Below are 26,709 nucleotides of genomic sequence, written 5' to 3'. Positions count from 1 at the left end.
AATGACTTTTGCCAAACCGCCTAAAGCTCAGTAAATTCAGCAAAGTTCAGGGTTTTGGGGGTTAGAGGCATGCTCTCTCCCTCTGAGGTGCGGGATCCAGAAACCCTTCTGCCCCGGAGGGCAGGGTGCTCTAAGTTGGCTTAACATTATTTCATGACCGGGCCTGGCCCTCACCTTGCCAAGGGCGGGTGGCCAATATCAGTGCCTAGGGATCCGGCTCAACTTCCTTCCCATTGCAGGCAAAACGACCATGGTAGGCATCTTCAAGCGCTTTTTCGGCTCGCGCGGCAAAGCTGCGGCCACGTCCTCACCGGAAACTGTTGCTAAGCCAACCCCAAAGAAAGCGAAAAACGACAATACTTTTTTTCTCGACCCAGATGAAGCCAAAACCCTTGGCAACATCGAGTATATGCGCACCCCCAGGATCGTGAAGCACACCTTCCAGGATTTCGGCAGCAAGGAGAAGGTGGAGGTGGTGGAGCAGGTCTCTTCCCTCAGCAAAGTTAAGTTGTCCACAGAGCAAGCCAAAACTCCTGAAACTGCTGCTGAGCAGGGATCCTCCGCTTCAAGCAGCAGCGGAGCAAGCCCACGCCGTCAGGGGGGATCGGACATGGATACCTTCCGCAATATGGCCCGCAGCCTAAAACGCAAATAAGCCAAATTCAGGTTGATCCCTGTCAGAGCCAACCAGAGGCTGGATCCCAGCTTTCTTCTTCACGGCAGCGGCAGGCGTGATACAACTGCTATCGAGCCGACTAATCCGCGACTGAACTTGAGGAGGAGCAATGGCGATTAAGCGAGGCACCTTGGTGCGGGCTATCCGCGAGAAACTGGAGGGTAGCTTAGAAGCGCAGGCAAGCGATTCTTTTATTCCCAACTACGTTTTCGAGACCCCCGGAGAAGTCGTGGATATCAAAGGTGACTACCTGCAGATTAAGTTTGGGGCTGTTCCCACCCCTACGGTTTGGCTGCGGGCGGATCAGGTTCAGGAGATGGCGGGTTGAGTAGAAGCACGGAATGTTCCCCATCTGCATACCCCGTGATGGGGTGAAGGGGGATCCATGGCGCTTCTGGCTGCTCCCACCCGTGAACAACTTTTGCAGCGCAGGCGGCTTTTGCGTCGGCAACGGCGCAGCCGATTCTGGCAGGGATCCTGGCGCTTGACCAGTTCGATAGCCCTCCTGACGCTGCTGGTGCTGGGCCTACGGCAGCCCCACTGGCAAATTCGTCAGCCAGAACAGATTCAGGTAAAGGGTGCCCACTGGGTCGATCCCGCCTGGATACGGGCACAATTGCCCCTGCAGTATCCCCTCAACATTTGGCAGGTGCAACCGGCTGTTTTGGAAAGGGCTTTGCTGGGATCCCCGACCCGCCCCTCTCCCATCGAAAGCGTCCAGGTGCAGCGACGGCTGCTGCCGGTGGGGGTAATCGTCCAGGTGCGAGAACGGCAACCTGTTGCGCGGGCGCGATGGGGCGACCAGATGGGCTGGGTGGATGTCCAGGGCAACTGGCTGTCTCCGGATCCCTACCGTTCCCCCGCGTCTTGGCCTGAGCTGGAGCTGCTGGGCTGGGAGAACCACACCCCAGACCAATGGGCGCTGTTGCTCAAGGCTTTGCAGCAATCCGAAATCCAGATTAGGGCAGTGGATTGGCAATCTGGAGCGGGAATTACCCTGCATACTGAGCTGGGCAACGTCTACCTGGGGCCGATTTCCGACCGCTTGCCCTTGCAAATTCAGACCCTCAACCAAATGCGGGATCTGCGCCGCTACTGCGAGTGTACGCCCGACGACATCGTCCAGATTGACCTGACCAGCCCCAGTGTGCCCACCTTGCAACTTACCCCCACGGCCACCCAGGAGCGCTGGAAAGACGTGCGGATGCCCTAGCTTTGCTATGAACCCGGTGCCGGCGGTGGAGGTGAACCAATTGTGGACAGCTTATCCCGGTCATCCGCCGGTGCTGCAAGGGCTGGATCTACGGGTCGAGGTTGGGCAACATCTGGGGGTGATCGGCCCCAATGGCGCGGGTAAAACTACCCTGTTCCTCACCCTCTGCGGCCTGTTGCCCCCCTGCTCTGGCCAGGTGAGTTTGTTTGGCCAGCCGCTGCGGCCCGGCCAGTTTCTCCCTGAGGTGGGGTTGGTGTTTCAGGATCCCAACGACCAACTGTTTGCCCCATCGGTGGCCGAAGATGTGGCCTTCGGACTGCGCAATTTGGCCCGTCCTGAGGCGGAGATTGCGGCTGCCGTTCAGGCCGCCCTGCAGATGACCGGCACCCTCCATTTGGCCGATCGTCCCCCCCATCACCTCTCTGGTGGGGAAAAGCGCATGGTTGCCATTGCCGGGATCCTGGCGATGCAGCCCCAGTTGGTGCTCTACGATGAGCCGACAGCCAACCTCGATTTGCGAGCCCGGCGCCGGTTGATAGTTTTTTTGCAACAGGCCGCCCACACTTTTCTGCTGGCTTCCCACGATCTGGAGCTGATCCTGGAGGTGTGCGATCAGGTCATCCTGTTGGATCAAGGGCGGATCTGGGCCCAGGGATCCCCGGCCCACCTGATGGGCCAAGCCGACCTCATGGAAGCCCACGGCCTGGAAGTGCCCCCCTCACTGCGCCGATAACGACAAAAGTTGAAAAGATATCAAGAATTATTTTTAAGCTGACAACATTTTTGCCTCTCTTAATAAAAAGCTATCGTGCTAATTAAAAATATTGATTTTCGTCCAGGATTAAATAGGGATATCATTTTGTTAAGTCGGGGATCCCTTCTCTGAGTCGTCCTAATCGATTTTGTATGATCGATTGTGTACAAGAAAGATGTGGACTTAGCTCAGAGTTGGCAGCTTTGCCCGCCTGAGTGACAGTTGCGGTTAACCCTGATGGCTCCTACAACCTGTTCTGACTTCAGTCGGAGGTCTGTGGCTCAGAGCCTTCTCCCCTCAGAGGGGGGTCTCTGGTGGCTGGGGTAGGTGTCGCCGGGAAAAGCTGTCAATCGAGATTTGGGCAGAGGATCTCTCTGATGAAATCGAAAGGAGATTGCATGAGCGAACCCAATAAGCGAGATCAATTTGCCTTGTTGCTGGGTTCGACAACGTTCAGGAACTGAGTGTGTTCAAAAGTGGAGAGTTGATATGCCTATTGCAGTTGGAATGATCGAGACCCGCGGGTTCCCGGCAGTGGTAGAAGCTGCCGACGCCATGGTCAAGGCGGCCCGCGTTACCCTGGTGGGTTACGAGAAAATCGGCAGCGGTCGGGTCACCGTGATCGTGCGGGGGGATGTCTCGGAGGTGCAAGCCTCGGTGGCTGCCGGTTTGGAGTCTGCCAAGCGGGTGAGCGGGGGTGAGATTCTCTCCCACCACATCATTGCCCGTCCCCACGAGAACCTGGAGTTTGTGTTGCCCATCCGCTATACCGAGGCGGTAGAGCAGTTCCGCACCTAGTCCCCACTTCAGTAAAGTTCGCACCCCAGAAAGTTCGCACCCCACTTTCACTTTCAGCGTAAGGAGTACCTATGGCTATTGCAGTTGGAATGATCGAAACCCTGGGCTTCCCGGCAGTGGTAGAAGCTGCCGACGCCATGGTCAAGGCAGCCCGCGTTACCCTGGTGGGTTACGAGAAAATCAGCAGCGGTCGGGTCACCGTGATCGTGCGGGGGGATGTCTCGGAGGTGCAAGCCTCGGTGGCTGCCGGCATTGACTCGGTGAAGCGGGTGAACGGCGGCCAGTTGTTGTCTTGGCACATTATCGCCCGTCCCCACGAAAACCTGGAGTACGTGTTGCCCATTCGCTACACCGAGGATGTGGCTCAGTTCCGCGAAGGGGTAAATGCCATCCGTCCCTTCACCCGTCCCTGATGCGTATTGCCATTGTGCGGGGCACCGTCACCAGCACTCAAAAGGATCCCAGCTTGACGGGCGTGAAGTTTTTGTTGGTGCAGTACGTCGATCTCGAGGGCCAGCCGCAACCCGATTACGCTGTGGCTGCCGATCCGGTGGGGGCCGGCATTGACGAGTGGGTGCTGGTTAGCCAAGGCAGTGCCGCTCGCCAGCCGCAAGGAAACCAGACTCGCCCGCTGGATGCAGTGGTGATGGCGATTATCGATACGGTCAGCGTTGGCGGTCGCTCTCTCTACAACAAGCGCGATCAACGCTAGCTGGGATCCCTTCCCTTCTCATCTCTCTTGCTGCCCTTGTCCGCCCTACTGCGTTCTAGAGGCTCACGGTTATGCCTGCTCACACCTATGCTGCACCGCCAACGCCCTGGTCTCGCCGACTGGCGGAGCCCAAGATCGATCCCACGGCCTACGTGCATTCTTTCTCCAACCTCATTGGGGATGTGCGGGTGGAAGCGGAGGTGCTGATCGCCCCGGGAACTTCCATTCGCGCTGACGAGGGATCCCCCTTCCACATTGGCGCCAGATCCAACATTCAGGATGGGGTGGTCATCCACGGCCTGGAACAGGGGCGGGTGATAGGAGAAGACGGCCAACCCTACTCCGTTTGGATCGGCAGAAATACTTCCATCGCCCACATGGCTCTAATCCACGGGCCGGCCTACGTGGGCAACGACTGCTTTATTGGCTTCCGCTCGACGGTGTTCAACGCTCGGGTTGGGGATGGCTGCATCATCATGTTGCATTGCCTGATCCAGGATGTGGAGATCCCCCCAGGCAAGTACGTGCCTTCTGGATCCATCATCACCACCCAGGCCGAGGCCGACCGGCTGCCCGACGTCCAGGATAGCGATGCCAAGTTTGCCCAACACGTGATCGGCATCAACCAAGCCCTGCGAGAGGGCTACCAGTGCAGCGAAAACCTCGTCTGTATCGCTCCCATCCGCAACGAACTGCAGCGCACCTCTAACTCAACGGCTACGGAGACGGCACCCATGACTCATTCTTCCCATCGCGGCAATGGCCGGAACGGCGGCGGATCCCCTCTCAAGCCGGAGGTGGTGGAGCAAATTCGTGCCCTGTTGGCCCAAGGCTATCGCGTGGGGCTAGAGTATGCCGATGCTCGCCGCTTCAAAACCTCTTCCTGGCAAAGCGAAAGCCCAATCGCCAGCACCCACGAGGCGGAGGTGGTGCGATCGCTGGGGGCCATCCTGGCGGAGCACCAGGGAGAATATGTGCGCCTACTGGGGATCGATCCCAAGGCTAAACGGCGGGTGCTGGAGCAAATCATCCAAACCCCCGATGGGCCGGCGCTGGTTTCTGGGATGCCCAGCCGCGTCTCGGCAGCCGCTGCCCCGAGTTCTGGGGCGGTCGGCTCTCGCTCTGGCTCAGGGCTGGAGGAGGAGATCCGGACTTTGTTGGCGCAGGGGTATCGCGTTGGCCTGGAGGTGGCTGATGCCCGCCGCTACCGCACCTCTTCTTGGCAGACCTTGAGCAATTTGAGCGGTCAGCCGCAGGAGATCCTGGCCGCTGTTCAGGCTGCCCTAGCAGAGCACCAGGGAGAATATGTGCGCCTGTTGGGGATCGATCCCAAAGGCAGACGGCGGGTGCTGGAGAAGGTCATTCAAACCCCGCAAGGCCAGGTGAGCAGCAGTCCTGCAGGAACCGGCGTGGTGGCAGATACGGCTCCTGCGGCAGGGGGCAGTGCCGGCCTGGATCTGGAGGTGCAGGAGGAGGTGCATCGGCTGCTGGCTCAGGGCTATCGCATCGGCTACGAATATGCCGACGAGCGCCGCTTCAAAACCTCTTCCTGGCAGAGTGGGCCGGCCATTCGCGCCACCCGCGGGCCAGAGGTGTTGGCTAAGCTGACGGCTGCCCTGGCGGAGCACCAGGGAGAATATGTGCGCCTGCTGGGGATCGATCCCAAAGGCAAACGGCGGGTCTATGAGCGCATAATCCAAACCCCTAGCGGAAAATCTGCTGCTGCTGCCGCGGCTCCTGCTTCTGCCCCCAAGGGATCCCCTTCTGGCACCCGCCTCAATGCCGAGGTGGTGGCTCAGGTGCAGCAGTTGCTCAGCCAAGGCTACCGCATCGGCACCGAACATGCGGACAAGCGCCGTTTTCGCACCTCTTCTTGGCAAAGCTGTAGCCCCATCGAGGCCACCCAAGTGCCCCAAGTGGTGGCGGCTCTAGAAGCCTGCCTGGCGGAACACCAGGGAGAATACGTTCGCCTGCTGGGGATCGATCCCAAGGCCAAACGGCGAGTGCTGGAGCAGATCATCCAAACCCCTTGAGGGATCCCAGCTTTTTTTGACCTCTGTTGGTTCAAGTCCAACCCCCCAGCGATGAGGAGCACCCTGTTGGCCTCTACTTTGCCCAACTCCATGACGCTCCGCACCTTGCTCGGCCAAAACGGCGAAACTCGCTATTTTGTCAGTGGTGAGGTGCAGGTGGAAGCTGGGGTGGGGATTGGGGCAGGGGTGCTGCTGCGGGCTAACCCCGGCTGTCGGATCTACATCGAGCGCGGCGCGTGTATCGGCATGGGATCCGTTCTGCACGCCTGTGGGGGATCCCTCATCGTGGAGGCGGGCGCAACCTTGGGAATGGGGGTGCTGGTGATCGGGCAGGGCACCATCGGCAAAAATGCCTGCATCGGCTCGGAAACCACGGTGCTGAATTGTTCGGTGCTCAGCCAAGCGGTTATTCCCCCCGGCTCGCTGATCGGGGATCCCACCTATGGTTTCGATCTCCAGGAGGCGGGCGGCAGCAAGCTCACCCCGGCAGAACCCTCGCCGGCGGCAGTGGAAATGGCTCCAGAGATGTCGCCTGAGCCGTCTCCCCCACCCAGTTCTCCGGTGGCCAATGTTGAAAAGCAAACCCGCCGTTGGCACCAAGAAAAATCCGACTCCCCAGAGACCAAAACCCATAAGCTCAATGGGATCCCTGGCCATTGGGAATTGGATCGCCTCTTGAGCAAGATTTATCCCCATCGACAGGTGCTCTCCTCTGGGGATAGCCGGCTCTAATGGCTAAACTGGCGTGAGTAGTTAGGATGCCGATGTCAACCTCCCTGGGCCTGATTCAGACGCGCAGCTTTCCGGTCATCGTGCGCATTGCCGACGCTATGACCAAGTCGGCAGGCGTGACACTGATCGGCTTTGAGAAAACCTCGGGGGGCTACTGCACAGCCATTGTGCGGGGGGGAATTGCCGATGTGCGCATTGCCATTGAGGAGGGCATTGAGCTGGCCCGCCAGTTTGACCAAGAGGAGATCTCCAGTTTGGTGATCCCGCGCCCCCTGCCCAACTTGGAAGTGGTACTGCCGATCAGCAGCAAGCTGTCTCAACTGGCACAAAACCGCGGCTACAGCCGCCTCAGTAACTTGGCCGTGGGCCTGCTGGAAACTCGCGGCTTCCCGGCAATGGTGGGAGCTGCCGATGTCATGCTCAAAACCGCGGATGTCCAACTGGCGGCCTACGAGACCATTGGGGATGGCCTATGTACGGCCATTATCCGCGGTACAGTGGCCAACGTGGCCATTGCCATCGATGCCGGCATGTACGAAGCAGAGCGCATTGGGGAATTGCACGCGGTGGCAGTGATCCCCCGCCCTCTGGACGAACTGGAGCAAGCGCTGCCCGTGGCCAGTTGTTTTGTTGCTCAACCGGTTACCCTGCCGGTAACCCTTCCTCAAGTTCAGGAACAGGAGGTGCAGCGCAGCGATACAGCCGTAGAGCGGATCCCTGTTTATCTGGAGCCGCCTGAAACTCCCTAGCCCCCTGAGAAACCCATCTGTTGCCCAAGAAAGCCGAGCAGGGCAGAGGGGAAAAATGCTAGGCTACTGGAAGACCTGGGTCCGTGCAGCTCCGACGCCCAAACCGTGTCAGGATCGGAAGATAGCAGCACCACGGGATGCTCTGAGCAGGCGCGTCAACCCGGGTCGCCCTTTGCAGCCCTACTTCTCTCTGCTGGGTTCTCTCCTCCTTGCCCTAGCAGCGCATTACACTATGTCCGAAACAGACAATCCCCTCGCCAACTGGGCTCAAAAAGCCTTTTACTTCGGCATGGGTTTGGCGGCTGTGGCGGCGGATAATGCTGCCAAGGTGGCCAGCAAAGCGGGTATCCGTCTGATGGAGTTGCGCAAGCAGGCGCAAGCTTTGGTGGACGAGCTGGTGGAGCGGGGGGCGATGACCGCTGAAGAGGCGCGGGCTTACATGGATGCCATCGCCGCCAACGCCAACCGCAAGGGAGAAGACAGACAAACTGCCGGTCCCCGCAAGATCACCATCGACGACATTAGCAATGCCGAGGGCGAGGCAGGCACGGCCATCGAACTTTCAGAAGCGGCCCGTTTGCGCCAGAAGATCGCCGAATTGCAAGCTGAGTTGGATCGCCTCAAGGGCAAATCTTGAGCGGAAGGACAGCCCGGCAGGAAGGTAGGAATGCATTGCTTCCTAGCTCCTCTCCCCTTTTGCATAGCGGAAGCGGTACCGCAGAGCACTTGGGAAGTGTCTCAACCTAACTTGAAATGACCCTAAAGATTGAGGCTACCGTCACGTGGATCGTCTCTGTGAAGTGTTAGGGATCCTCGCCCTTTAGAGCCGGGGGCAGGTCAAGGTTGTTCATTTCAGAGGTTTCAAAAAACTGCCGTGAGACAGCTTGCAATTCTCCGTCGTCGGAGAAAAGATGGGAACACCCGCCTATCTGGGCAGGAGCATCTCAATCCAATCTTGTTGAGTTTGAGCTCAGGCAGCAGGAATGAGGATCCCGTCTTCCGAGAGAAAGCGGGAGCTGAGAAAGGGACGCAGCGCCTTGGGAATGCGAATCGAGCCATCCGGCTGTTGGTGATTTTCCAGCAGGGCAGCCAGAGAGCGCCCCACCGCCAAGCCAGATCCGTTCAGGGTGTGGACAAACTGGGTGCCTTTCTGGCCGGCTTCTTTGTAGCGCAGGTTAGCACGGCGGGCCTGAAAGTCCCAGCAGTTGGAGCAACTGGAGATCTCGCGGTATTGATTTTGGGAGGGGAACCACACCTCCAAGTCAAAGCAGCGGGCTGCCGCAAAGCCCAAATCGCCGCTACACAGCTCCACCACCCGGTAGGGCAGCTCCAGCATCTGTAAGATGGCCTCGGCATCCTGCACCAGCTTCTCGTGTTCGGCTTCCGATTGATCTGGGCGAGTGACCTTGACCAGCTCCACTTTTTGAAACTGGTGCAACCGGATCAGCCCCTTGGTGTCGCGGCCATAGCTGCCCGCCTCACGGCGAAAACAAGGGGTGTAAGCACAGAAGTAGAGAGGGAGGGACTCCGCAGGGATTACCTCATCCCGGTACAGATTGGTAAGGGGAACTTCCGCCGTCGGGATCAGCCACAGGTCGTCGTCAGCACAGCGAAAGCTGTCTTCGGCAAACTTGGGCAACTGCCCCGTCCCCTGCAAAGCGGCGCTGTTGACCAAAAAGGGTGGGATCACCTCGGTGTAGCCGGCTGCAATGTGGCGCTCCAGCATCATGGCAATCAAAGCCCGTTCCAGGGCCGCGCCCGCCCCTACCATAGCCACAAAGCGGCTTTGGGCCACTTTGACCGCACGGCCAATCTCCAGCAACCCCAGTTTTTCGGCAATCTCGTCATGGGGAAGGACAGGATGGGCCGGCTTTAGCTCCTCACCCCAGCGGCGCACCTCTACATTGTCGGCCTCATCTCGGCCAACTGGCACGCTGGGCAGGGGCAAATTGGGCAGGGTGAGCAGCCGAGCGCGAATCTCCTCTTCCAGCTCTCGTTCCCGCTGCTCCAGTTGGGCGATCTCGGCCTTGAGATCCACCCCCCGCTGCCGTAGGGCAGCCACTTCGGGGCCCTGGGGATCCGCCCCCTGGCGGAGGATCTCGCCGACTTTTTTGCCGAGACTGTTGCTTTCAGCCTGCAGGGATCCCTTGCGGGTCTCCAACTGCCGCCGCTCCCGATCCAACTGCAGGATCCCGTCCAGATCGACTGTGGCCCGGCGATTTTGCAGGGCTTGGCGTACTTGTTCAGGGCGATCCCGCAGCAGCTTCAGATCCAGCACAGAGACGGCCTACACTTAGCTCCAGATACCCGACTATTTCTTTAGCCAGCTAAACATGGCCCGCAGCTCCTTGCCCACCTGTTCGATGGGGTGTTCGGCCTCGCGCCGCCGCATCGCTGTGAACCCCGGCTTGCCGGCCTGATTTTCCAAGACAAACTCACGGGCAAATTGGCCGCTTTGGATCTCGGCGAGGATCCGTTTCATTTCAGCGCGGGTTTGCTCCGTGATGATGCGGGGGCCACGGGTGTAGTCGCCGTATTCTGCCGTGTTGGAGATGCTGTGGCGCATTTTCTCCAAGCCCCCCTCGACAATGAGATCCACGATCAGCTTCACCTCGTGCAGGCACTCGAAGTAGGCCAGTTCCGGCTGGTAGCCCGCTTCCACCAAGGTTTCAAACCCCGCTTTGATCAGAGCCGTCAGCCCACCGCAGAGCACCACCTGCTCGCCAAAGAGGTCGGTTTCGGTCTCTTCCCGGAAGGTGGTTTCCAAAATGCCGGCCCGCGTGCCACCGATGGCTTTGGCATAGGCCATGGCCCGCTCCCGTGCCATTCCCGAGGCATCTTGATAGACGGCAAACAGGCAGGGCACCCCTTCCCCCGCTTGGTAGGTGCGCCGCACCAAGTGCCCAGGGCCTTTGGGGGCAACCATGATGACATCCACGTCTGCCGGCGGCTGGATCTGCCCGAAGTGAATGTTGAAGCCGTGGGCAAAGAGGAGCACGTTCCCCGGCTGCAGGTGGGGACGGATTTCGCCCTGGAAAACGGCCTTTTGCACTTCATCGGGCAGCAAAACCATTACCCAATCGGCGGCGGCGGCAGCATCCGCCACCGTTTTGACCATTAAGCCGTCTTGCTCGGCTTTGGGCCAGGAAGGGCTGCCAGGGTAAAGGCCAACGATGACCTGGACACCGCTATCGCGCAAATTGAGGGCGTGGGCGTGGCCTTGGCTGCCATAGCCGATGATGGCAACGGTTTTATCGGCCAAAGGCTCCAGGTTGGCGTCGGTGTCGTAGTAGAGGCGGGCCATGGTCGAGCAGGGCGTGAGCAGGTGCTTGACTAGGATAGCAGGATTGGATCCAACTTGCTGACCTCAAGCGCCGTGATGAACAGTTTTCACCCACCTTAGGCGCTTGGGCTGTACACACATGCGAGCGGTTGTGGCGATCATAACCGGCAGCCAGTGGAGCATGTAGACCAAGCCCAGGGCGGTGTGCCACCAAAGTCGCCGTCCGCGCAAGCCCTCCACCTGGCGTAGCCCCCGGTAAAAAGCCACCGTCAGGCAGCCCATCACCAGAGCGTTCAAGGGGAGCAGCACCGAGGAGTGGCCCGTCAACAGCACCCAGAGGGTATCGGGAACCAAGGCCATCGGCAGCAAGTACTGAGAAATAAAGAAGGCCCAGAGATCTACTGTTTTGGCCATCCCCATGCGGCGACTGAGGATCCCTGGCCAGTAGTCGAGATAGCGCTGGTAGCCCCCTTCCGCCCAGCGGCAGCGCTGGTGCCAGAGGCTTTTCCAAGAGGTGACCCCTTCTTCGACGATGGCCGGCTCTGGCAGAAAGGCGATATCTACGCCCGCCAGGTGCAGCTTAAAGGTGAGATCCAAGTCGTCGGTGAGGGTGGCCTCGTTCCAGCCGCCGCACTTTTCCAAAACATCTCGCCGCACCAGTTGGCCATTGCCGCGTAGCTCGCCAATGCCCCTCACAGCCACGCGCTGCTGCTGGAAGTAAGCATCAGAGGCCATTTCCGCCACCTGCCCCAGAGTCCAGAAGTTGACGTTGGGGTTGCTCAGGGCCTTGCGCACCTGGACAGCGCCTACCGTCCGTCTGCTGAAACGGCTGCGCAGGCTTCCCACTTGAACAAACAAGGGCAGAGTGCGGGCAAGAAAATCCGAAGGCACCACAGCATCGGCATCGCAGACCAGGATGATCTCCCCTTGGGTGAGGGGCAGTACCTCGTTGAGGGCGCCGGACTTACCCCCGCCCCGCCCCGGCTGCCGCCGGTAAACCCGCAGATGGGGGATCCACTTTTGGGCTTCCCGCAGAACGTCAGGGGTGGCATCGCTGCTGTTGTCGTCGATGGCCCACAGCTCCAGATGGCTGGTGGGGTAACGGAGCTGGGTCAAGCTGTGCAACAGACGCGGGAGTACTGCGCTCTCGTTCTTGGCCGGGATCAACACAGCCACACGGGGCAAGGCCAGCCCGCCCAACTCAGAAAGCCCGCTCTGCCCATCCCGTTGCATTGGCAGGACAGAGTCATTGTTGTTAGGGTCATCGCTGTTATCTGTTGACCTGGGATCCCGGCGGGTCGCAGCGGCAGGAGGAAGTCTCAGAGGGGGCAGGGAGGTCGCCGGTTGCAGGCGAAATAAGCGGCTAATGTGGATCACCATGAACGTGGCCAAACCAACGGTGATCCAACGGGCCGTCGGCACCACATGCATCAGGCTGACCAACCCCCACACCATGGCCAGAACCAGCAGAGCCTTGAGACGGCGGCGCTGGGCTGAGGTGAGCAACCAATCGGGAAGATGAAGATCCTCGAGAGGCTCTGGCTCTGACCAGACGAACTCAGACATGGGAATCCTCCCCCGGGCGGCAATGTTACCCAACCTCGCCAGCCTGTGCGAGCGTTAACCCAAAGGCTGTTAAGAGGTTGTTACCTATTGTCACCCATTGTGTTGGCGAAACGGAGTTCTCGAGAACCTACAGGCGAGAAAAATTGGGGATCCCGACTGCCGCTTCTCCGGCAAGGGGGTGAGTAGCCTATGGGTTACCGCGAATCTCTTTGATCACCCCATCTTCCAGAAGGATCTCGACCTGCATTTTCTGGATCAGGTTGTCTCCTTTTTGGACTCGGAAGAAGCTCTCCACATTGCCCTGCAGCACTTCTTGGTTAAGCTCCAGGGTGCTCAGTTGGTTGATCTGCTGCAACAATTGGTTTTTCTGATCCAAGAGGCGGATTTTCTGCTCGTTCACGCGGCTTTTCACCGCTTCCACCTGTTGGAGCACTTGGGGGCTGTTGGGGTTGGGGCTCTGTTTCTCCAGTTCGGCAATAGCCCGCTTGCCCTGAAACTCCAGCTGTTGCATCTGAGCATCGGTGGCTTCGATCTGCCGCTCTAATTGCTCCTGCATTTCCTTTTTCCAAAGGGGTGTGACCACCACCTTAACGGGAATGTTGCGTTTGAGCAGTAATTGAGTGCCGTTGCTGACGTTGTTTTCTTCCATAAGACTCATCCAGGCAGACGACCAACCAAACCAGGGGCTTGTGCCCATTGTAGAAAGCTCCCCTCAAAAGCTCTGGGGTTGGGGAAGAGGAGCTTGACAGACCGGATCCTCCCCCGCTGAGCCGGAGAATCCATCTACTTATCCTACCGGCTGGGATCCCTGCGGTAAAGTCTTGATTTCGGGAAACTGCAATTTTGGTTAAGGATCTTAAAGGCCGCCGCCTTGCCCTGGCACAGATTCGGCTAGCGTGAGAGACAGTGTTCTTTTTTGCGGCAGCCATGAGCGAACGGGCCTCGACCCCTTCCAAGCCCTCTGCTGGGATCACCAAGCCGGTGCGGATTGCCTCTCGAAAAAGCGAGTTGGCTTTGGTCCAGACCCAGTGGGTGATGGGTCAGTTGCAAGAACACCATCCGGGATTACCTCTGGAGCTCAACACTCTCTCCACCCAGGGAGACATCATCCTGGATGTAGCCCTGGCCAAAATTGGAGACAAAGGTCTCTTTACCAAGGAATTGGAGGTTAGCCTGCTCAACGGCAGCAGCGACTTGGCGGTACACAGCCTTAAAGACTTACCCACCCGCCTGCCGGAGGGCTTGGTGTTGGGGGCGATCACGCGGCGGGAGGATCCCCTGGATGCTTTGGTGGTGGGGGAAAAGTTCCGGGATTACCGACTGGCCACCCTGCCAGAGGGGACGGTGATCGGCACTTCATCGCTGCGGCGGCTGGCCCAACTGCGCCATGCCTTTCCCCACTTGCACTTTAAGGATGTGCGGGGCAACCTCAACACCCGCTTGGCTAAGCTGGAGCGGGGAGAGTACGATGGCCTGATTTTGGCGGTGGCCGGCTTGAAGCGTCTGGGCAAAGCCGACCGGATCCACGAGGTGTTGGATCCCAGCGTGTCTCTGTACGCGGTTGGGCAGGGATCCCTGGGAATCGAGTGTCGGCAGGGAGATGAGCGGATTCTGGAGCTTATCCGACCCTTGGCCGATGCGGAGGCCACAGCCCGCTGCTTGGCAGAGCGAGCTTTCCTGCGGGCTTTGGAAGGAGGGTGTCAAGTGCCCATTGGCGTTCACAGCCAAGTCCAAGGGGAGGCGCTGCACCTAACCGGTATGGTGGCCGACCTGGATGGCCGGCGGCTCATCCGCGATAGTCAAACGGGATCCGTGAACGACCCAGAAGCGGTGGGGGTAGCCCTGGCGGAAAAGCTAAAACGGCAGGGGGCCGACGAGATCTTGCAGGCCATTTTTGCCCAGGCCCGCCGTTAGGCTACCTCCCTAGCTCCTCGAAGTCTGCTGCGCCGAGGGAAGGGATCTGCTCAGCCGCCGCTCAAACTTCAGCCCAATCCAGATCACCCCGATCCCACAGGCCACCAACACCACCGACTTGACCAACAGGCCGGTTGGGTACTCGAAAAAGCGGGTCAGCACCACCAGGGTTAGCCCCAACAGTCCCTGCCAGAAGCGCCCCCGCCGCCCTTGCTGTAGCCCTTCCCAGCAGAGCACTGCTGACAGCCCCAGCAACAGCAAGGTCACTATCCAGGGGGCAAAGAGGACCAAGGCTGCTCCTGCCGTCACGTTCAAAGGCACAGCGCTGCCGATCCCCAGCAAAAGCGCCAAGGCAACCAGAGAAATCAGAACAGCAGCATCCTTCAGCCAAGACGAAACGGGCTGGGATCTCTTCTCCTGCCAACCCTGCCACCAGCCCCAGCCCGTCAGCAGCAGCAACCCCACTGCCGACAAGCTCGCCCAGGGATCCCCAACGTTCCAGAGGGGATCCTCGGAAAGATCGACCCACGTCCCGACAAAGCTCCAGACATAGAGCAGGACACCCAGCCCCAGCAGAGCCAAGTTCTGGGCTGTCGGGGCCAAATCCAAGCCTTGCTCCAGCTCGCCGGGAAGCTCTGGATCCCTTCCTTCAGTTAAAACCCGGCTTAGCCAAGGCTTATGGCGTTGGTGCCACAGACCCAACCCCCACACAACTGCAACACCAAGCAGATGCAAAAGGGTTAAACCTTGGAAAGAGCTGCCCAAACGCTCGGCTAACCCTTGCAACGCCAGGCCAAAGTTCACCACGGCCAGGGCAAAAACCCAGCGAGAGCAACACCAATAGGCCAGAGGAACCAGCAGGCCCAGGGTCAACCAAGGATAGAGGAAGTTGACAGTCCCCCAATCCACGAAGTCGGCTACCATCCCCAAGCCCAGCAGAAGGCAGGCCAGTACACCACTGGGGCTGTGACGCAAGCTGTAGGCCATGGCCAAACTGCCCATCCCCCAGGCCCAAAACAAGCCTGCCGCAGATCCCCCAAGCTGAACCCACTGGGCCATCAGGCCAATACAGGCTCCCAGGGTCAGTTCACCGGCTATCAGCAGGGCGCTACCCAGACGCTGGGATCCCTGCTGCCAAACCTGGAAGCCAGCCACCTGCAGCCCTACCATGAGGGCCAAGCACCCCCAGGCTCTTGCCCAGCGGGGAATGGCAGCCCAGTTGGCCGCCACAAAGGAGATCACCCCTAGGCCCACCAGAACTGCGCCAAACAGCAGCAGCACCAGGGCAAATCGCCCGCCGGCTGAGCGTTGCAAACTCTCCAGTTGGTAATACTCCCGCAGGCGATCCCGTTGGGCAGGTTCGATCAACCCCTGCTCCACCCAGGTGTTCAGCAGGTCGGCCAGTTGGCGGCGGAAACGCTCGCCGGGGTAGGGGGGGCGGGGAGAGGTCATGGCGGGATCCCGACAAGCGAAAGGAGGCTCGGGCGTTAAAGGAGTGGGATCGCTGAGGCGATTATAGTCCCTCACCCCTGGCTCCTCTCCCTCTAGGAGAGAAGGAATTGGGATCCCACTGCCTGAAGCACCCGCTGCAACACCTCTTGATAGCCAGCCACCGGATCCCCCAGATCAAAGCGAAAGAGATCTTTATCCAGCACCCGCGGCTCAGATCCCCCCCGATCCCAAAGACGGCAGGTATCGGGGCTAATCTCGTCGGCTAGCAGGATCTCTCCCTTCTCGTCCAGGCCAAACTCCAGCTTAAAGTCCACCAACTCTAGGCGGCAGCTTCGCCAGAAAGCCTGCAGATGGTTGTTGATGGCCAAAGCCAGGGATCCCAAGCGCTCCACCTGCTCCGGCGTGGCCAACTGCAATAGGCGGATGTGATCTGGGGTCACCAAGGGATCCCCCAAGGCATCGTTTTTGTAATAGAACTCCACCAGCGGCGGCTCGATGGGAAGGCCCTGCTCCAGGCCCAGCCGTCGGCAGAGGCTACCCGCTGTGCGGTTGCGCACCACCACTTCCAAAGGCAGGATGTGCAAGGCTCGCACCTGCATCTCGGTGGGGCCGGTTTGGGCCAAGAAATGGTTGGGGATCCCTTGCTGCGCCAGGTAGGCAAACACATGGCTGGAGACGGTGCAATTCACCTCTCCCTTGCCGGCGATGGATCCCCGCTTTTGGGCGTTGAAGGCCGTGGCGTCGTCTTTGTATTGGCAAAGATAAACCCTGGGATCGGCAGTGCGGTAGATGCGCTTGGCCTTGCCCTCGTAGAGCAGCTCTTGGGGGGAGAATGGCATACGCTAACCCCTAGTATCCGGCCAGCCGTCCGCGGATCCCTTGCCAGAAGGTGATGGCCAAGATGCGCAGATCCAGCCACAGCGACCAGTTTTGCACGTAATAGAGATCATACTGGGTGCGGCGGGCAATGCTGGTATCCCCCCGTAGGCCGTGGATCTGGGCCCAGCCAGTCAGGCCGCTTTTCACCAAATGCCGATCAGGATACTTGGGGATCTCCTGGCTAAATTGCTCCACAAAATAGGGCTGCTCTGGGCGAGGCCCCACCAAGCTCATTTCTCCCTTCAACACGTTCCACAGTTGGGGCAGCTCGTCCAGGTTGGCGCGGCGCAAAAAGGCTCCTATCTTGGTTCGGCGCGGATCCCCGGGGCGCGTCCAGCCCGGCTGGCCGGCTGCCTCAGCATCCACTCGCATGGTGCGAAACTTGGCAATCCAAAAGCGGCGGCCATCCAAGCTCACCCGCTCCTGCCAGTACAAGATGGGGCCAGGGCTAGTGCAGGCTACCAGCAGGGCAATAATCAAAAACAGAGGGCTAAGCAAGATCAGGCCCAGGGAAGCTCCTAGGATGTCTACAGCTCGCTTGAGGAACCGGTTGTGGGCGTAGCGCAAAGGGGGCTGACGCAGAGTTAGCAGAGGGATCCCGTCGAGAGACTGCAGGCTGAAGTTCACCGTTAAAAAACTTAAGATATCCGGCACCAAGCGCACCTGCACCGACAATGTTTGCAAACTGAGCAACAGAGGAGCAGTTGCCAGCTCCGGTTGCCCAAACCACACCTCCTGCACTTCTGGGTGGGCTTGCAGATAGGCAATCAAATGGACCAGATCCAGACGCTCAAGAGCCGACCAGGAAGGCTCAAGCTGACTGCACAAGCAGGAGAGGGTTCCTCGGGATGAGCCGGACAGAGTCCTGTCGGCAGACTCAACCCCGCCAGAGGTAGGGCGGGCGGTGTTTAGTACTGGATATGAATCTTGACAGGGATCCCCATTTTGAGATGGGGGATCTTCCTCAAAAGAGCCTTGCTCTACGCCTGCCCAGGCGACTACCTGGAAGCCCAACTGCGGGGATCGCTGCAATCGCTCCAACACTTCCGCCAACACCGACCAGGATCCCACCCAGATGACCTGCCGCCGACCGTAGCCCCTAGAGCACAACCAGCCCATGCCCAGCCGCAACCCCACCCGTACCAAAGTCAAACTCAGCAGAGCCAACAAGCCGGCGTAGCCCACCACCAGCCGCGACAAAGAGACCGAGCGAACGAAAAAGGCCCCTGCCAGCACCAAACCAAACGTCAATCCCAACCCCACCAGCAAACTGGCCCATTCTTCAAAGCGAGACAAGCGCTTCGACTCACCGTATCCGCCTAATCCCGCCTGAATGCCCCAATAACTGAGGGCGGTCAACAATCCCAAGGCCGCGTAGACATCCCAAGGCAAGAGCTGATGAGGACGCAAGCTGCGCAGCCAGTAGCCCGCCCCAAAGGCCAACCAAATACAAAGGCCATCGCCAAAACAGGCCAAGGGCACCCACAAACGATGCAGATCCAGACGAGTTTTATAGCCGCGTTCGGCCAAGGGTTATCTCCTTCGGCATCAAGACTGTTGACAATCTTACAGAAAAGATTGTGCATCTGAGGCTATTGGACAAGATCAGTGTTGACCAAAACTTGAATGGGTAGCCCTCACCAGATAATTCTATTGACGGCCCTTCCCAGCTTCAAAGGACTTCATGCTGCTGACACAAAATAAGTTCTTTAAGTAATTGGGATCCTCATCATGCAAGAGATAAAAATCCCTGTTGAGTGGGTTAAGTACCGTCGGAAAAGGCTGTTGTAGAAACTACCAGAATTGCAGACATTGGATGTCGAAACATGAGAGTTTAAGCAATGATCAAAGTGCAGTCTGAGGACAGCAATGATGACAGGATACTACGATTTCGTTGCCGGGCCGGCTACTGCCAGCAGAGATACACCAAAGGGCAGAGAAAACTTAGGTATCAGATAGGCTTCTGCAGCAAAAATACCCGTCAGCAGTCGATTGAGCCAAAGCGGCGGCATTTTCAGATCTTGGCTTTCCCTCAGGCGAAGCACTTTCTGCATTATGCGGATCCCTGAAATGATTGGGAAAAGAAAACTGTTGAAGAAAACGAGGGTATAAACTTCTAGACCTGAGCTTTTAAGCAACGACAAAAGTTGCCCGCGGGTATATCGTCTCTTGTGATGATTAAGCTCATCATGCAAACTCCACAACCACGGATAAGCTGGAACGGTTATGACCAAGTAGCCAGATAGGGCTAACCTTTGACTGAGGGCTAGGAGAGCTTCTTTGTCATTCTCCAGATGCTCCAGCACATCCAGCAAAGCAATCAAATCAAATCGTTGAGAACCAAAGGGGATCCGGTTTGGCAACTCCCCCTCTGCCACGATCCCAATACCGCGAGCTTGGGCCAGCGGCAGTGCAATTTCACTCTTTTCCATAGCCCAAACTTTGCCAAATCTGGACAACATCTCCAGGTTGCCGCCGCTACCACAGCCAGCTTCCAAAATATAAGCAGAGGGGGGAAGCGACAGGGATCCAATAACCCGACTCAGAATGTGACGGCGACCCAAAAACCACCAATGCCGGTCTTCCAAGCCTGCCATTTGCTCATAAGCTTCGGGATCCATACCCGTAACCCAACAAAAGATCAAAAACAGGATTAGCCGCAGAAGGGGTTAGCAGAGCATATCTATCTAAACTAAGTTTAGGGGGATAATCGAGCCTTTCCCCAGCGATGCTTACGATACCAGGCCGCCACGTGGGGACACCACGCTTCAAAGTGGGGCCAAATCAGTTCACACAGATGTTGAATTTCTCGTTGAGCATCTTCTTTGGCTCGTAAATCCAAAAAATGCATTAGACTACGGCAATTGAAAGAGACCACGAAGTGTTGTCGGATCCCGTAGCCAATGATGTTACGGGCATCTTCATAGGGCAATCCGCACTCTTCTACCAGGCGATAATAAGCAATGGCCTGGCTGCGATATTGCGCAAGAATGATATCCAAAGCTTCGGGGGAGATGGGCCTAAAGCCTTGGCGGGTTTTGGCCTTGCCCTCTTTGACGCTGGCAGGAATGTAAAACAAAGTTTCCAGCTCTTGCAAAGACAACGAGGACTCCGTCCCGCCACTGTGCTCCGCATCGCTGACGCAACCGTAGCCGGTCTCGCCAACAGGAGCAGCAGTCTCGGTTGTGCTCCGCACCGCTGACGCGAACAAGAGCTTTTTGCCCAAATCGGCAATTTGCTGGCCTGTATATCGGAAGGATTGAACATCAAAAGAAATTCCCACCCGATGAGTACGGGCCTGTTGCATGACAGCATGGGGAAAATAGCCTACCCCAAACGTGATCTGAGGATGCTCCAGAGGCCCATAGTGGCCACGGTTGCCCTCCAGCAAATGCCGCACCACGGCCTCTCCATACTTTTCCGGGATCCGGCTTTCTGAGGTGACAAAATCAGGGCTGTAATCCTGGTGCATTGCCTGGTAGATGACCCGTTCTGGATCTGGGGTTTGATTCAGCACCACAACTTGAAACAAAGCATCCACAGGCTGCATCCCCTAGTGCTTCGCACCGCATGTTAGGATTCTGGGATCCTTGTAAGATCATATTGGCAGCGGAGAACGCCAACGGCATTGGCCTGCTCCACCACAGAGCATATTCCCTATCTGCCCCCACCCTGAGGTATTCCTTAACTCAGTGTAAGGAGAAGAGAGACCGAAACACCTTGGCTATAGGAGCCTGCGAGCTCGAGTTTCCTCTGCCAGCACCAGGCTTAGGGCCGGATTGCTGCGCAACAATCCCGCTACATAGAGGGTATAGACTTTCCCCGCCTCCAACTGGAGGTCAAACCGCTGCAGGGGAATGCTCCGGCTGGGAGCCGACTGCACACCTGGCGCGGAGGCTGAAGGGGCTATGGCCACTTGAATTTGGGTAAAGCCGGGGCGCATAGCTTGAAAGGTGGATACTTGTCCAAACGCCAACTGGGGCAGCAGTACCCGCCCTTGCTCCCCTTGCCATTGCAGGGCCGGCGCATCAGGGGCAGCATGGACAAACCGCACCAGGGCCTGATCAAAGGGCGGATGGATGTTGTCTTCCAGCACCAGGGCCGTCATGCGATTCGGCTCGTTGGCAGCAACCACCGAGAATACTCCCCCGCCCCTGAGATTGGCTACGGTTCTGGCCGCAACCAAAGAACTCGCAGGCTGGCCAGGGTTCTCAGGCGTTGAAAACAAAACAATGTCGTACTCGCCCGCCGGTATGCGCACGTACTCGCTCACCGAGCCATAGGCTATGCCCCGAGCAGCTCTCACCCCTCCCACTTCCAAGTCGATCCGAGGGGCATTGGGGGCCACATGCACCAAGCGCACTTGGACTTCAGAAACTCCCGCAGATGCCGAAGGCATCGGGATGGCACAGCCGGACAAAAGCCCCGACATCAACGATCCACCCACCACGCAGAGTACTGCGCTCACCCACTGTCGCACCATGTTCACGCTCACTCCTACTCCTCACACCCAACGCTCACCGGGGATCGAGCTGCTGTATTTCTGCAAACCCAAGGAGGGCACTCTCGCTCCCCAAAAGTTCCCATTGGCACGCCAAGGAACCTGCTCTTGTCTTACTCCACTTTTGCGCCCAATGCCATAGAGCTATGGAACGGGTTGGGATCTAGTTCCTTTTAACTAAACCAAAGGCAAATCACCGGACTTCGCCTCACCTGCAGGATCTGGGTTGGGGGCAGGGATCCCTGTCTGGGGAGACCGACGGCTAAACAAGCGGAAATAAGTGCTCACAGCCAGCTCTTTGAGCGGGAAAAGCAAGTAGGTCAGGGGGTTGATGGTGACGATGATGTTGCGGCAGTCTCGTTTGGCCTGGGCCAAGATCTGAGCGGCCACCCAATCTCCCGACATAACCCCAATGGGATTGAGCTGGCTCTTGAAGGGGCCGAGGATGAGCTTGCGCACTGTGCAGGGAGCATCGAGGCGGCGCAGAGTAACCAGATCGCCTAGGGCCCGCTTGGAGAGCTCGTAGAGGGGACTGAAAGCAGGGCTAGCCTCAGCCTCTGAGGTGTTCACCCACACCTCTTTGGTGGCCATCTCAGGGTTGCCGCGCACCGTCTGGAAGAACAGCTCCATTAGGCGCCAACTGGAGAAAGTGTTGACGGCATAGGACTGGCGGACAGACTCGGGATCCCGTTGCCTGTGGACGTTCAGGCCGTGGTTGAGCACCAAGATATCCACCCGCTCCAGCAGCTCAGCCAGGGATCCCTCTTGCCCCACCTGCCAGCGAACGGTCTCCACCGGCTGGATCTGGCCGTCCACTTCGATGTGAACCGAATCCGAATGGGAGCTGAGGGCGATGACTTTGGCCCCCTGCTGGTGAAAATGCTTGAGCAAGGCCCGGCCCAGGGTGCCGGAGGCGCCGGTGACGGCTACTCGCTTGCCTTTCAAGGAGAGACTGGTGCCCATGAGCCGATCTACGAGAGTCAGGGTGCCGCAAAAATAGGCGTTGGTATCGTCGAAGTGGTGCCGCCAGTGGTAGGCGCGGTTGACATGCCATTGGCTGGGAGGAACGGGGAAAGGCCCCGGCTGGTGCGTGATATCCGTCTGCAGGGCCAGCCCCCAACCCCGCAGCATACCAGCCACCCAGAAACTGGCCGAGTAGACCACCCCCACCGCTGCCGCCAGGCCGTACGGCAGGGATCCCCAGCCCAACACCACCACCCAAGGGATCCCGGCCAGGATCATCGTCGCCGCTTCGGGAACGTCGTGGTGCCACTGGGATTCTCGGTACAGCTGTGCATCCACCACGCTAAGGTCGGGGCGGAACAGGCGGTGGTGCAGGATGTGTTTGGGCATCAGCCAGGGCCACCGGTGGGCCAGCCAATGGCGCACATCCCGCACGATCTCAGCCCAAAGGATGGAGGCTAGGGCGACGGCCCCCACCCCTATCCAATGACTCGCGCTATCCATAGGCTCGCTCGCAGTAGCCAAACCAATCCTGAGCTCGCGGTCGCCTCTTTTATGGACTCAGTTGGCGACTCTCAAAAATCATCGCAAAAATTCTTCAAAAGATCATCTTCGAGCCCGTCTTCCTTGTCCCCAAGGGAGGGAGAGATCAAGGGGCTGCGGGCTGAAGCTCTCGGATCTCGACCGGATCTCCAACGGCCAAACCCAAAGCAGCAGCCGTCCCGCCACGGAACTCCAGCACACCGTCCACCAACTGGGAAGGAGGCGGCCCATAGGTGGGGCAGGGTTGGGCGGGGCAGCCGGGCACATCGGCGGCAATGTACACCACCTTGCCTTGGTGAAGGAAAATGATGTCCAGGTTGATCAGGGTGTTGAACATCCAAAAAGAAGCTGGCTGGGGCGGATCAAAGGGAAACCACATGCCCCGATCCGGCGGCAAATCGGTGCGAAACATCAGGCCCAAGCGCTGTTGCTCAGGGGTGCGGGCCACCTCTAGCTCAAAGCGTTGGCCGGCAAGGGTGACTTCGGCTTCAACCGGCAGTTGCTGGGGCTGCCCTATGGCTGGGGGGGATGGAGAGATGGCTTCGGTTACCTGAGTTTGTGAGGCGGGAGATCTCTCCGTGGCAGCAGTACATCCCAAGCCGGATCCCAGGAGCAGTAGAGCCAGGCCCAAGGCGACTCTGCACCCTTTTGGAACGTGTATCGTGAACAGAACCATGTGGCACTCTCCTGTGCAGGCTTCATCCTATCGCGCCAGGCGCTGCTGCCGCGACTTGGCCAACCGGATGCAGAAAGTTCCCCCCTGGGAGAGCCTTGCCAATTCTTGCTTGCCGGAAGCTGCCTGCGTCTTTCCACCTTGAGCGCAGCGGAAATGGCGTCCCTGGGCAAGAGCAGCCCGCAACCGACCCGATAGCATAGCCATAGACTTTATCGTTCCCCACCCTGCCAGGAGAGCCGTATGAAAGACCCTTTCAATTTCAATTTCAATAGATTCAATAGATCCTCGGTGAGCTGGATCCCGCTTCTGGCTCTGCTGGGTTTACTGAGCCTGGGCCTCTGGCCCACTCACGGGATGGGATCCCGTTCACAGGAAACCCCGGTGCGGATTCCCTTTGAGCCAACGGTGACCTATGGGGAAGGGTATGAGGAAAAGACCATGGCCCAACAAGCCCAAAGCCGCTTTGCGCTGAAACTGTTTGATCACCTGCTCCGTCAGCAGCCCCAAGAGAACCTCTTTTTCTCCCCCTTGAGCATCCGCCTGGCCCTGAGCATGCTCTACAACGGCGCCTCTGGGGAGACCCAAACGGCAATGGCCGAGGTACTGGAGGCACAGGACCTTTCCCTCAATGAGTTGAACTGGAGCAATGCCCAAATGGTGGGCTGGCTGGCGGAGGGATCCCCGGCAGGAGGGCCAGTCCAGGTGCAAATGGCCAACGGCCTCTGGGTGGATCAAACCCTCACCTTACAGCCCCAGTTTTTGCAGGCTTTGGCCACCTACTACCAAGCGGTGGTGAATCGGGTGAATTTGGGATCCCGGCAAACGGTGAACCAGATCAACGGCTGGGTGGCCGAGCGCACCCAGGGCAAGATCAACCGCATTGTGGATCGCCTCAGCCGCGAGGATTTGATGGTTTTGCTCAATGCCATCTACTTCAAAGGCGAGTGGACTCAGCCCTTCGATCCGGAGCGCACCCAAACTCAGCCCTTTACTCGGTTGGATGGCCGCCGCGTCCGAGTACCCATGATGGTTCAATCAGGTCGTTACGACTACCTGGAAACCGAGCAGTTGCAGGTGGTGAGCCTGCCCTACGGGGAAGGAGAACTGGAAATGCTGATCCTGCTGCCCAAGAAGGGAGTGAAGCTGGAATCGCTGCGGGCAGAGCTGAGCCCGGAAACTTGGCAAGAATGGACGGGATCCCTGCGCCCCCGTGCAGGTTCGGTGCGGATCCCGAGATTTGAATTGGCTTATGAAACGGATCTCACTTCCGTTCTGCAGCAGTTGGGCCTGGGAGTTGCCTTTTCCAACCGAGCCGATTTCAGCCAGATGACCCCAGAGCCAGCGCGGATCAGCAGAGTCCTGCACAAAGCAGCAATTGAAGTGAACGAAGAGGGATCCGAGGCGGCAGCCGCTACTGGGGTGATCGTCTCCCGGACTGCTGTCGACCGGCAAGAGCCCTTTCAATTTGTGGCAGATCGGCCCTTCTGGTTTGCCATTGTGGCCTCCGGATCCGGCGGCAACCCAGCGGCCCAAACCGTGCTGTTCATGGGATCCCTGGTGGATCCTAAATAAGGGGATCCCTCAGGGCAGCTTGCTGACTTCTTGCCGGGCGTGCAGATCGCTCTTCAGGATGTGTTGACCCCAGACCGGCTCCCTTGGTTGGTTTAGCCGTTTTTCATTGCGGAGGTCATGATGGTCGAGGTTTTGGAAAGAGAAAAATTGGCCGAGGCACCTGCTGATAGTTCTCCGGCAGCTTCTCGAAAAATTTGGACTGACGAAGAGTTTATGGCTTTACCGGAGGATGGCAATCGCTATGAGGTTGTGAACGGAGAACTGGTTACCGTGGGCTCGGCAGGTGCAAAGCATGGGTACTACGTAAGTTTGATTCACATCATTCTGGGCTCCTACGTTCGCAGTCAAAGGATTGGATTTACCTTCGATTCCGATACTTCCTTCAAAATGAAATCCGGCAATCGCCGTTCTCCAGATTGTTCTTTCTTTTCCAAAGAACGGCTGCAATCTCTGGGCGGGATCCCAAGGGGTTATATTGAGGGATCCCCAGACTTGGCTGTAGAAGTTCTCTCCGATGCCAACACCGTTGGAGAGATCCATGATAGGCTCGTTGAGTATTTTGAGAATGGATCCCGGCTGGTCTGGATCATTCATCCTGAAGAGAAATACGTTCTGGTCTATCGCCGGCCTGAGCCTGAAGCATTGAAGAAACCCGGCGACATCCTGGAAGGTGGAGAGGTGATCCCTGGATTTGCGCTGGATTTATCAGAGTTTTTTGCCGAGCCGGAGTTGTAGTTTTTCACCAACGCAATGCCCGGATAAGATGCCTTCAGCGCCTAGGGAAAAGCAACCCCTGTTAAGCTAGCCTAAGCAGTGGGATCCCATTTCATGGCATTGGTTTATCCGCAGGTTCTGGAGCGCAATCCCAAACGGCTGCGCATTGCCCTACAGCGGTTTACCTCTCAGCAACTGGCTTGGCGGGCGGCAGGGGGCTTGGTGCTGCTAATTTTGGGATCCCAACTGTGGGCCCGTTCGCCGCTGTGGGGGTTGGTGGCTGTGGGGATGGGCTTGTGGATTGGGATCCCTTGGGGGTTGGGGCAGATCCTGAATCTAGATTGCCAAAGCCAACGGGTGACCTTGACCCGGCTGGGTGGCCCTTGGGGCTTTTGGCGGCAGCAGGTGTTTTCCTATCCCTTGGCTCAGTTGCAAGGAGTACGGCTGCATCGAGTGGGTCAGGAAGTTTTGGATAACCAAGCTCAAGAGAGTTTCCAGGTACAAAGTCAGGTGCGGTTGCAGTTTCGCGGAGATCCTTCTAAACCGGAGCTGAACGAGGAGGTCATCGCCTGCTTTAGCAGCCAAGTCGGCATCAAAGGGGACGAACCAGAAGCTTTCGTGCTCTCTCAGCGGCTGGTGCGCTGGATTCAGAACTATCTATCCGAACACTCAGGAAACCTAAGAAACAACTCTTCACCCTGAAAGCCCCCTTTTCGAGGATACTGCCCCACCGTTCCAGTAGACTCAAACTTTGCTCTCCTTTTCGGGGAGTTTTCGGGGAGATGGGGAATTGTTGTCACAGTGCTTGATCCTGGGTTAGAAATGCTACCGAAAAGCAGCGTACTCCTTGACACTTTCTAAACTTAACTTAATCGACAACCTTCATGAGCGCCTCCTGGGATCTAGGTTGTGTTGATCTTTCATTTGAGCCAAAAGAGAGCACTGACGAGATAGAGAAAACTCAAGAAGTTCCTGGCCA

28 protein-coding genes and 1 other RNA gene are annotated in these 26,709 nt (G+C 58.2%); 16 read left to right on the top strand and 13 right to left on the bottom strand.

What is annotated here, in order from left to right; genetic code table 11:
* Positions 1 to 250: 250 nt before the first annotated feature.
* The 12 genes from NW849_RS07570 to NW849_RS07515 all read left to right on the top strand — a co-directional run bounded on the left by NW849_RS07570 (position 251) and on the right by NW849_RS07515 (position 8,304).
* A complete protein-coding gene (locus NW849_RS07570) occupies positions 251 to 655 on the top strand; it encodes a hypothetical protein (protein ID WP_414343788.1) in 405 nt (134 codons plus the stop codon).
* A 130-nt stretch (positions 656 to 785) separates the two neighbouring features.
* The gene (locus tag NW849_RS07565) at positions 786 to 1,004 is read left to right on the top strand and encodes an NAD(P)H-quinone oxidoreductase subunit O (RefSeq protein WP_414343789.1); all 219 of its coding nucleotides are present in this window, start codon (positions 786 to 788) and stop codon (positions 1,002 to 1,004) included.
* Between the two features lie 57 nt (positions 1,005 to 1,061).
* Positions 1,062 to 1,889, top strand: a complete 828-nt coding sequence (locus NW849_RS07560) for a cell division protein FtsQ/DivIB (protein WP_414356987.1) — start codon at positions 1,062 to 1,064, stop codon at positions 1,887 to 1,889.
* 7 nt (positions 1,890 to 1,896) lie between these two features.
* The gene (locus tag NW849_RS07555; RefSeq protein ID WP_414356986.1) at positions 1,897 to 2,622 is read left to right on the top strand and encodes an energy-coupling factor ABC transporter ATP-binding protein; all 726 of its coding nucleotides are present in this window, start codon (positions 1,897 to 1,899) and stop codon (positions 2,620 to 2,622) included.
* Positions 2,623 to 3,132: 510 nt separating this feature from the next.
* The gene (locus NW849_RS07550; protein WP_011430450.1) at positions 3,133 to 3,441 is read left to right on the top strand and encodes a carbon dioxide-concentrating mechanism protein CcmK; all 309 of its coding nucleotides are present in this window, start codon (positions 3,133 to 3,135) and stop codon (positions 3,439 to 3,441) included.
* Positions 3,442 to 3,512: 71 nt separating this feature from the next.
* Positions 3,513 to 3,854 (top strand): carbon dioxide-concentrating mechanism protein CcmK, encoded by a 342-nt coding sequence (locus NW849_RS07545; protein ID WP_011433395.1) that lies wholly within the window; start codon positions 3,513 to 3,515, stop codon positions 3,852 to 3,854.
* Positions 3,854 to 4,153, top strand: a complete 300-nt coding sequence (locus NW849_RS07540) for a EutN/CcmL family microcompartment protein (protein ID WP_011433394.1) — start codon at positions 3,854 to 3,856, stop codon at positions 4,151 to 4,153. The genes NW849_RS07545 and NW849_RS07540 overlap by 1 nt, the downstream gene beginning before the upstream one ends.
* Before the next feature lie 71 nt (positions 4,154 to 4,224).
* Positions 4,225 to 6,186 (top strand): ribulose bisphosphate carboxylase small subunit, encoded by a 1,962-nt coding sequence (locus NW849_RS07535; protein WP_414356984.1) that lies wholly within the window; start codon positions 4,225 to 4,227, stop codon positions 6,184 to 6,186.
* Between the two features lie 66 nt (positions 6,187 to 6,252).
* Positions 6,253 to 6,918 carry a hypothetical protein gene (locus NW849_RS07530; protein WP_414356983.1) on the top strand — a complete coding sequence of 222 codons (666 nt, stop codon included), beginning with the start codon at positions 6,253 to 6,255 and terminating at the stop codon, positions 6,916 to 6,918.
* 26 nt (positions 6,919 to 6,944) lie between these two features.
* Entirely contained in the window at positions 6,945 to 7,667 is a 723-nt protein-coding gene (locus NW849_RS07525) for a carbon dioxide-concentrating mechanism protein CcmK (protein ID WP_414329208.1), read from the top strand.
* A 72-nt stretch (positions 7,668 to 7,739) separates the two neighbouring features.
* Positions 7,740 to 7,837: signal recognition particle sRNA small type (ffs, locus tag NW849_RS07520), an RNA gene on the top strand.
* Positions 7,838 to 7,899: 62 nt separating this feature from the next.
* Positions 7,900 to 8,304, top strand: coding sequence for a hypothetical protein (locus NW849_RS07515; RefSeq protein ID WP_414329207.1), 405 nt, complete (start codon positions 7,900 to 7,902; stop codon positions 8,302 to 8,304).
* A gap of 333 nt (positions 8,305 to 8,637) precedes the next feature.
* Here the strand turns inward: NW849_RS07515 and serS are convergent, their stop codons facing one another.
* From serS to NW849_RS07495, 4 genes are all read right to left on the bottom strand, one after another.
* Positions 8,638 to 9,945 carry a serine--tRNA ligase gene (serS, locus tag NW849_RS07510; protein ID WP_414356981.1) on the bottom strand — a complete coding sequence of 436 codons (1,308 nt, stop codon included), beginning with the start codon at positions 9,943 to 9,945 and terminating at the stop codon, positions 8,638 to 8,640.
* A gap of 33 nt (positions 9,946 to 9,978) precedes the next feature.
* Complete coding sequence (ilvC, locus tag NW849_RS07505; RefSeq protein ID WP_414356979.1) at positions 9,979 to 10,971, bottom strand: ketol-acid reductoisomerase; 993 nt, start codon at positions 10,969 to 10,971, stop codon at positions 9,979 to 9,981.
* 63 nt (positions 10,972 to 11,034) lie between these two features.
* Entirely contained in the window at positions 11,035 to 12,516 is a 1,482-nt protein-coding gene (locus NW849_RS07500) for a glycosyltransferase (protein WP_414356976.1), read from the bottom strand.
* A gap of 187 nt (positions 12,517 to 12,703) precedes the next feature.
* The gene (locus NW849_RS07495) at positions 12,704 to 13,165 is read right to left on the bottom strand and encodes a YlqD family protein (protein ID WP_011433386.1); all 462 of its coding nucleotides are present in this window, start codon (positions 13,163 to 13,165) and stop codon (positions 12,704 to 12,706) included.
* A gap of 278 nt (positions 13,166 to 13,443) precedes the next feature.
* Here NW849_RS07495 and hemC point away from each other — a divergent pair, with 278 nt between their 5' ends.
* Entirely contained in the window at positions 13,444 to 14,430 is a 987-nt protein-coding gene (gene hemC, locus NW849_RS07490) for a hydroxymethylbilane synthase (RefSeq protein ID WP_414356974.1), read from the top strand.
* Positions 14,431 to 14,439: 9 nt separating this feature from the next.
* Here the strand turns inward: hemC and NW849_RS07485 are convergent, their stop codons facing one another.
* From NW849_RS07485 to NW849_RS07445, 9 genes are all read right to left on the bottom strand, one after another.
* On the bottom strand, positions 14,440 to 15,957 hold the full coding sequence (locus NW849_RS07485; protein WP_414356971.1) for a DUF2157 domain-containing protein: 1,518 nt from the start codon (positions 15,955 to 15,957) through the stop codon (positions 14,440 to 14,442).
* Positions 15,958 to 15,974: 17 nt separating this feature from the next.
* Positions 15,975 to 16,721 carry a phosphoribosylaminoimidazolesuccinocarboxamide synthase gene (gene purC / locus NW849_RS07480; protein ID WP_414344193.1) on the bottom strand — a complete coding sequence of 249 codons (747 nt, stop codon included), beginning with the start codon at positions 16,719 to 16,721 and terminating at the stop codon, positions 15,975 to 15,977.
* Between the two features lie 10 nt (positions 16,722 to 16,731).
* Complete coding sequence (locus NW849_RS07475; protein ID WP_414356968.1) at positions 16,732 to 18,291, bottom strand: sugar transferase; 1,560 nt, start codon at positions 18,289 to 18,291, stop codon at positions 16,732 to 16,734.
* A gap of 353 nt (positions 18,292 to 18,644) precedes the next feature.
* Complete coding sequence (locus NW849_RS07470) at positions 18,645 to 19,358, bottom strand: class I SAM-dependent methyltransferase (protein WP_414356988.1); 714 nt, start codon at positions 19,356 to 19,358, stop codon at positions 18,645 to 18,647.
* A gap of 101 nt (positions 19,359 to 19,459) precedes the next feature.
* Positions 19,460 to 20,302, bottom strand: a complete 843-nt coding sequence (locus tag NW849_RS07465; RefSeq protein ID WP_414356965.1) for an FAD-dependent thymidylate synthase — start codon at positions 20,300 to 20,302, stop codon at positions 19,460 to 19,462.
* 183 nt (positions 20,303 to 20,485) lie between these two features.
* A complete protein-coding gene (locus NW849_RS07460) occupies positions 20,486 to 21,256 on the bottom strand; it encodes a DUF4397 domain-containing protein (RefSeq protein WP_414351985.1) in 771 nt (256 codons plus the stop codon).
* A gap of 183 nt (positions 21,257 to 21,439) precedes the next feature.
* Complete coding sequence (locus NW849_RS07455; protein WP_414356963.1) at positions 21,440 to 22,729, bottom strand: bifunctional sterol desaturase/short chain dehydrogenase; 1,290 nt, start codon at positions 22,727 to 22,729, stop codon at positions 21,440 to 21,442.
* Between the two features lie 145 nt (positions 22,730 to 22,874).
* Entirely contained in the window at positions 22,875 to 23,399 is a 525-nt protein-coding gene (locus NW849_RS07450; RefSeq protein WP_414352063.1) for a DUF192 domain-containing protein, read from the bottom strand.
* 72 nt (positions 23,400 to 23,471) lie between these two features.
* A complete protein-coding gene (locus NW849_RS07445) occupies positions 23,472 to 23,648 on the bottom strand; it encodes a hypothetical protein (RefSeq protein ID WP_414356961.1) in 177 nt (58 codons plus the stop codon).
* An 84-nt stretch (positions 23,649 to 23,732) separates the two neighbouring features.
* On the opposite strand from NW849_RS07445, the gene NW849_RS07440 reads away from it, so the two are divergent.
* The 3 genes from NW849_RS07440 (at position 23,733) to NW849_RS07430 (ending at position 26,432) form a co-directional block, all read left to right on the top strand.
* The gene (locus NW849_RS07440; RefSeq protein WP_414356958.1) at positions 23,733 to 25,016 is read left to right on the top strand and encodes a serpin family protein; all 1,284 of its coding nucleotides are present in this window, start codon (positions 23,733 to 23,735) and stop codon (positions 25,014 to 25,016) included.
* A gap of 120 nt (positions 25,017 to 25,136) precedes the next feature.
* Positions 25,137 to 25,751, top strand: coding sequence for a Uma2 family endonuclease (locus NW849_RS07435; protein WP_414350202.1), 615 nt, complete (start codon positions 25,137 to 25,139; stop codon positions 25,749 to 25,751).
* 93 nt (positions 25,752 to 25,844) lie between these two features.
* Complete coding sequence (locus tag NW849_RS07430; protein WP_414356956.1) at positions 25,845 to 26,432, top strand: hypothetical protein; 588 nt, start codon at positions 25,845 to 25,847, stop codon at positions 26,430 to 26,432.
* Positions 26,433 to 26,709 lie beyond the last annotated feature (277 nt).

Origin of the sequence: Synechococcus sp. R55.3, from assembly GCF_047461975.1 — a bacterium.
In the GTDB taxonomy this organism is placed as follows: domain Bacteria; phylum Cyanobacteriota; class Cyanobacteriia; order Thermostichales; family Thermostichaceae; genus Thermostichus.
The sequence above is the reverse complement of the archived record's forward strand: the minus strand, read 5'-3'. Positions and strand labels throughout refer to the sequence as shown.

What these genes read in the sequence shown, in the direction of transcription:
- purC (WP_414344193.1), bottom strand. Translation starts at nt 16,721, where the DNA reads ATGCCATTCTCCCCCCAAGAGCTGCTCTACGAGGGCAAGGCCAAGCGC.
- NW849_RS07560 (WP_414356987.1), top strand. Translation starts at nt 1,062, where the DNA reads ATGGCGCTTCTGGCTGCTCCCACCCGTGAACAACTTTTGCAGCGCAGG.
- NW849_RS07435 (WP_414350202.1), top strand. Translation starts at nt 25,137, where the DNA reads ATGGTCGAGGTTTTGGAAAGAGAAAAATTGGCCGAGGCACCTGCTGAT.
- NW849_RS07565 (WP_414343789.1), top strand. Translation starts at nt 786, where the DNA reads ATGGCGATTAAGCGAGGCACCTTGGTGCGGGCTATCCGCGAGAAACTG.
- NW849_RS07515 (WP_414329207.1), top strand. Translation starts at nt 7,900, where the DNA reads ATGTCCGAAACAGACAATCCCCTCGCCAACTGGGCTCAAAAAGCCTTT.
- NW849_RS07540 (WP_011433394.1), top strand. Translation starts at nt 3,854, where the DNA reads ATGCGTATTGCCATTGTGCGGGGCACCGTCACCAGCACTCAAAAGGAT.
- NW849_RS07445 (WP_414356961.1), bottom strand. Translation starts at nt 23,648, where the DNA reads ATGGCTATGCTATCGGGTCGGTTGCGGGCTGCTCTTGCCCAGGGACGC.
- NW849_RS07455 (WP_414356963.1), bottom strand. Translation starts at nt 22,729, where the DNA reads ATGGATAGCGCGAGTCATTGGATAGGGGTGGGGGCCGTCGCCCTAGCC.
- hemC (WP_414356974.1), top strand. Translation starts at nt 13,444, where the DNA reads ATGAGCGAACGGGCCTCGACCCCTTCCAAGCCCTCTGCTGGGATCACC.
- NW849_RS07535 (WP_414356984.1), top strand. Translation starts at nt 4,225, where the DNA reads ATGCCTGCTCACACCTATGCTGCACCGCCAACGCCCTGGTCTCGCCGA.
- NW849_RS07430 (WP_414356956.1), top strand. Translation starts at nt 25,845, where the DNA reads ATGGCATTGGTTTATCCGCAGGTTCTGGAGCGCAATCCCAAACGGCTG.
- NW849_RS07545 (WP_011433395.1), top strand. Translation starts at nt 3,513, where the DNA reads ATGGCTATTGCAGTTGGAATGATCGAAACCCTGGGCTTCCCGGCAGTG.
- NW849_RS07470 (WP_414356988.1), bottom strand. Translation starts at nt 19,358, where the DNA reads ATGGCAGGCTTGGAAGACCGGCATTGGTGGTTTTTGGGTCGCCGTCAC.
- NW849_RS07500 (WP_414356976.1), bottom strand. Translation starts at nt 12,516, where the DNA reads ATGTCTGAGTTCGTCTGGTCAGAGCCAGAGCCTCTCGAGGATCTTCAT.
- NW849_RS07495 (WP_011433386.1), bottom strand. Translation starts at nt 13,165, where the DNA reads ATGGAAGAAAACAACGTCAGCAACGGCACTCAATTACTGCTCAAACGC.
- ilvC (WP_414356979.1), bottom strand. Translation starts at nt 10,971, where the DNA reads ATGGCCCGCCTCTACTACGACACCGACGCCAACCTGGAGCCTTTGGCC.
- NW849_RS07525 (WP_414329208.1), top strand. Translation starts at nt 6,945, where the DNA reads ATGCCGATGTCAACCTCCCTGGGCCTGATTCAGACGCGCAGCTTTCCG.
- NW849_RS07550 (WP_011430450.1), top strand. Translation starts at nt 3,133, where the DNA reads ATGCCTATTGCAGTTGGAATGATCGAGACCCGCGGGTTCCCGGCAGTG.
- NW849_RS07555 (WP_414356986.1), top strand. Translation starts at nt 1,897, where the DNA reads ATGAACCCGGTGCCGGCGGTGGAGGTGAACCAATTGTGGACAGCTTAT.
- NW849_RS07570 (WP_414343788.1), top strand. Translation starts at nt 251, where the DNA reads ATGGTAGGCATCTTCAAGCGCTTTTTCGGCTCGCGCGGCAAAGCTGCG.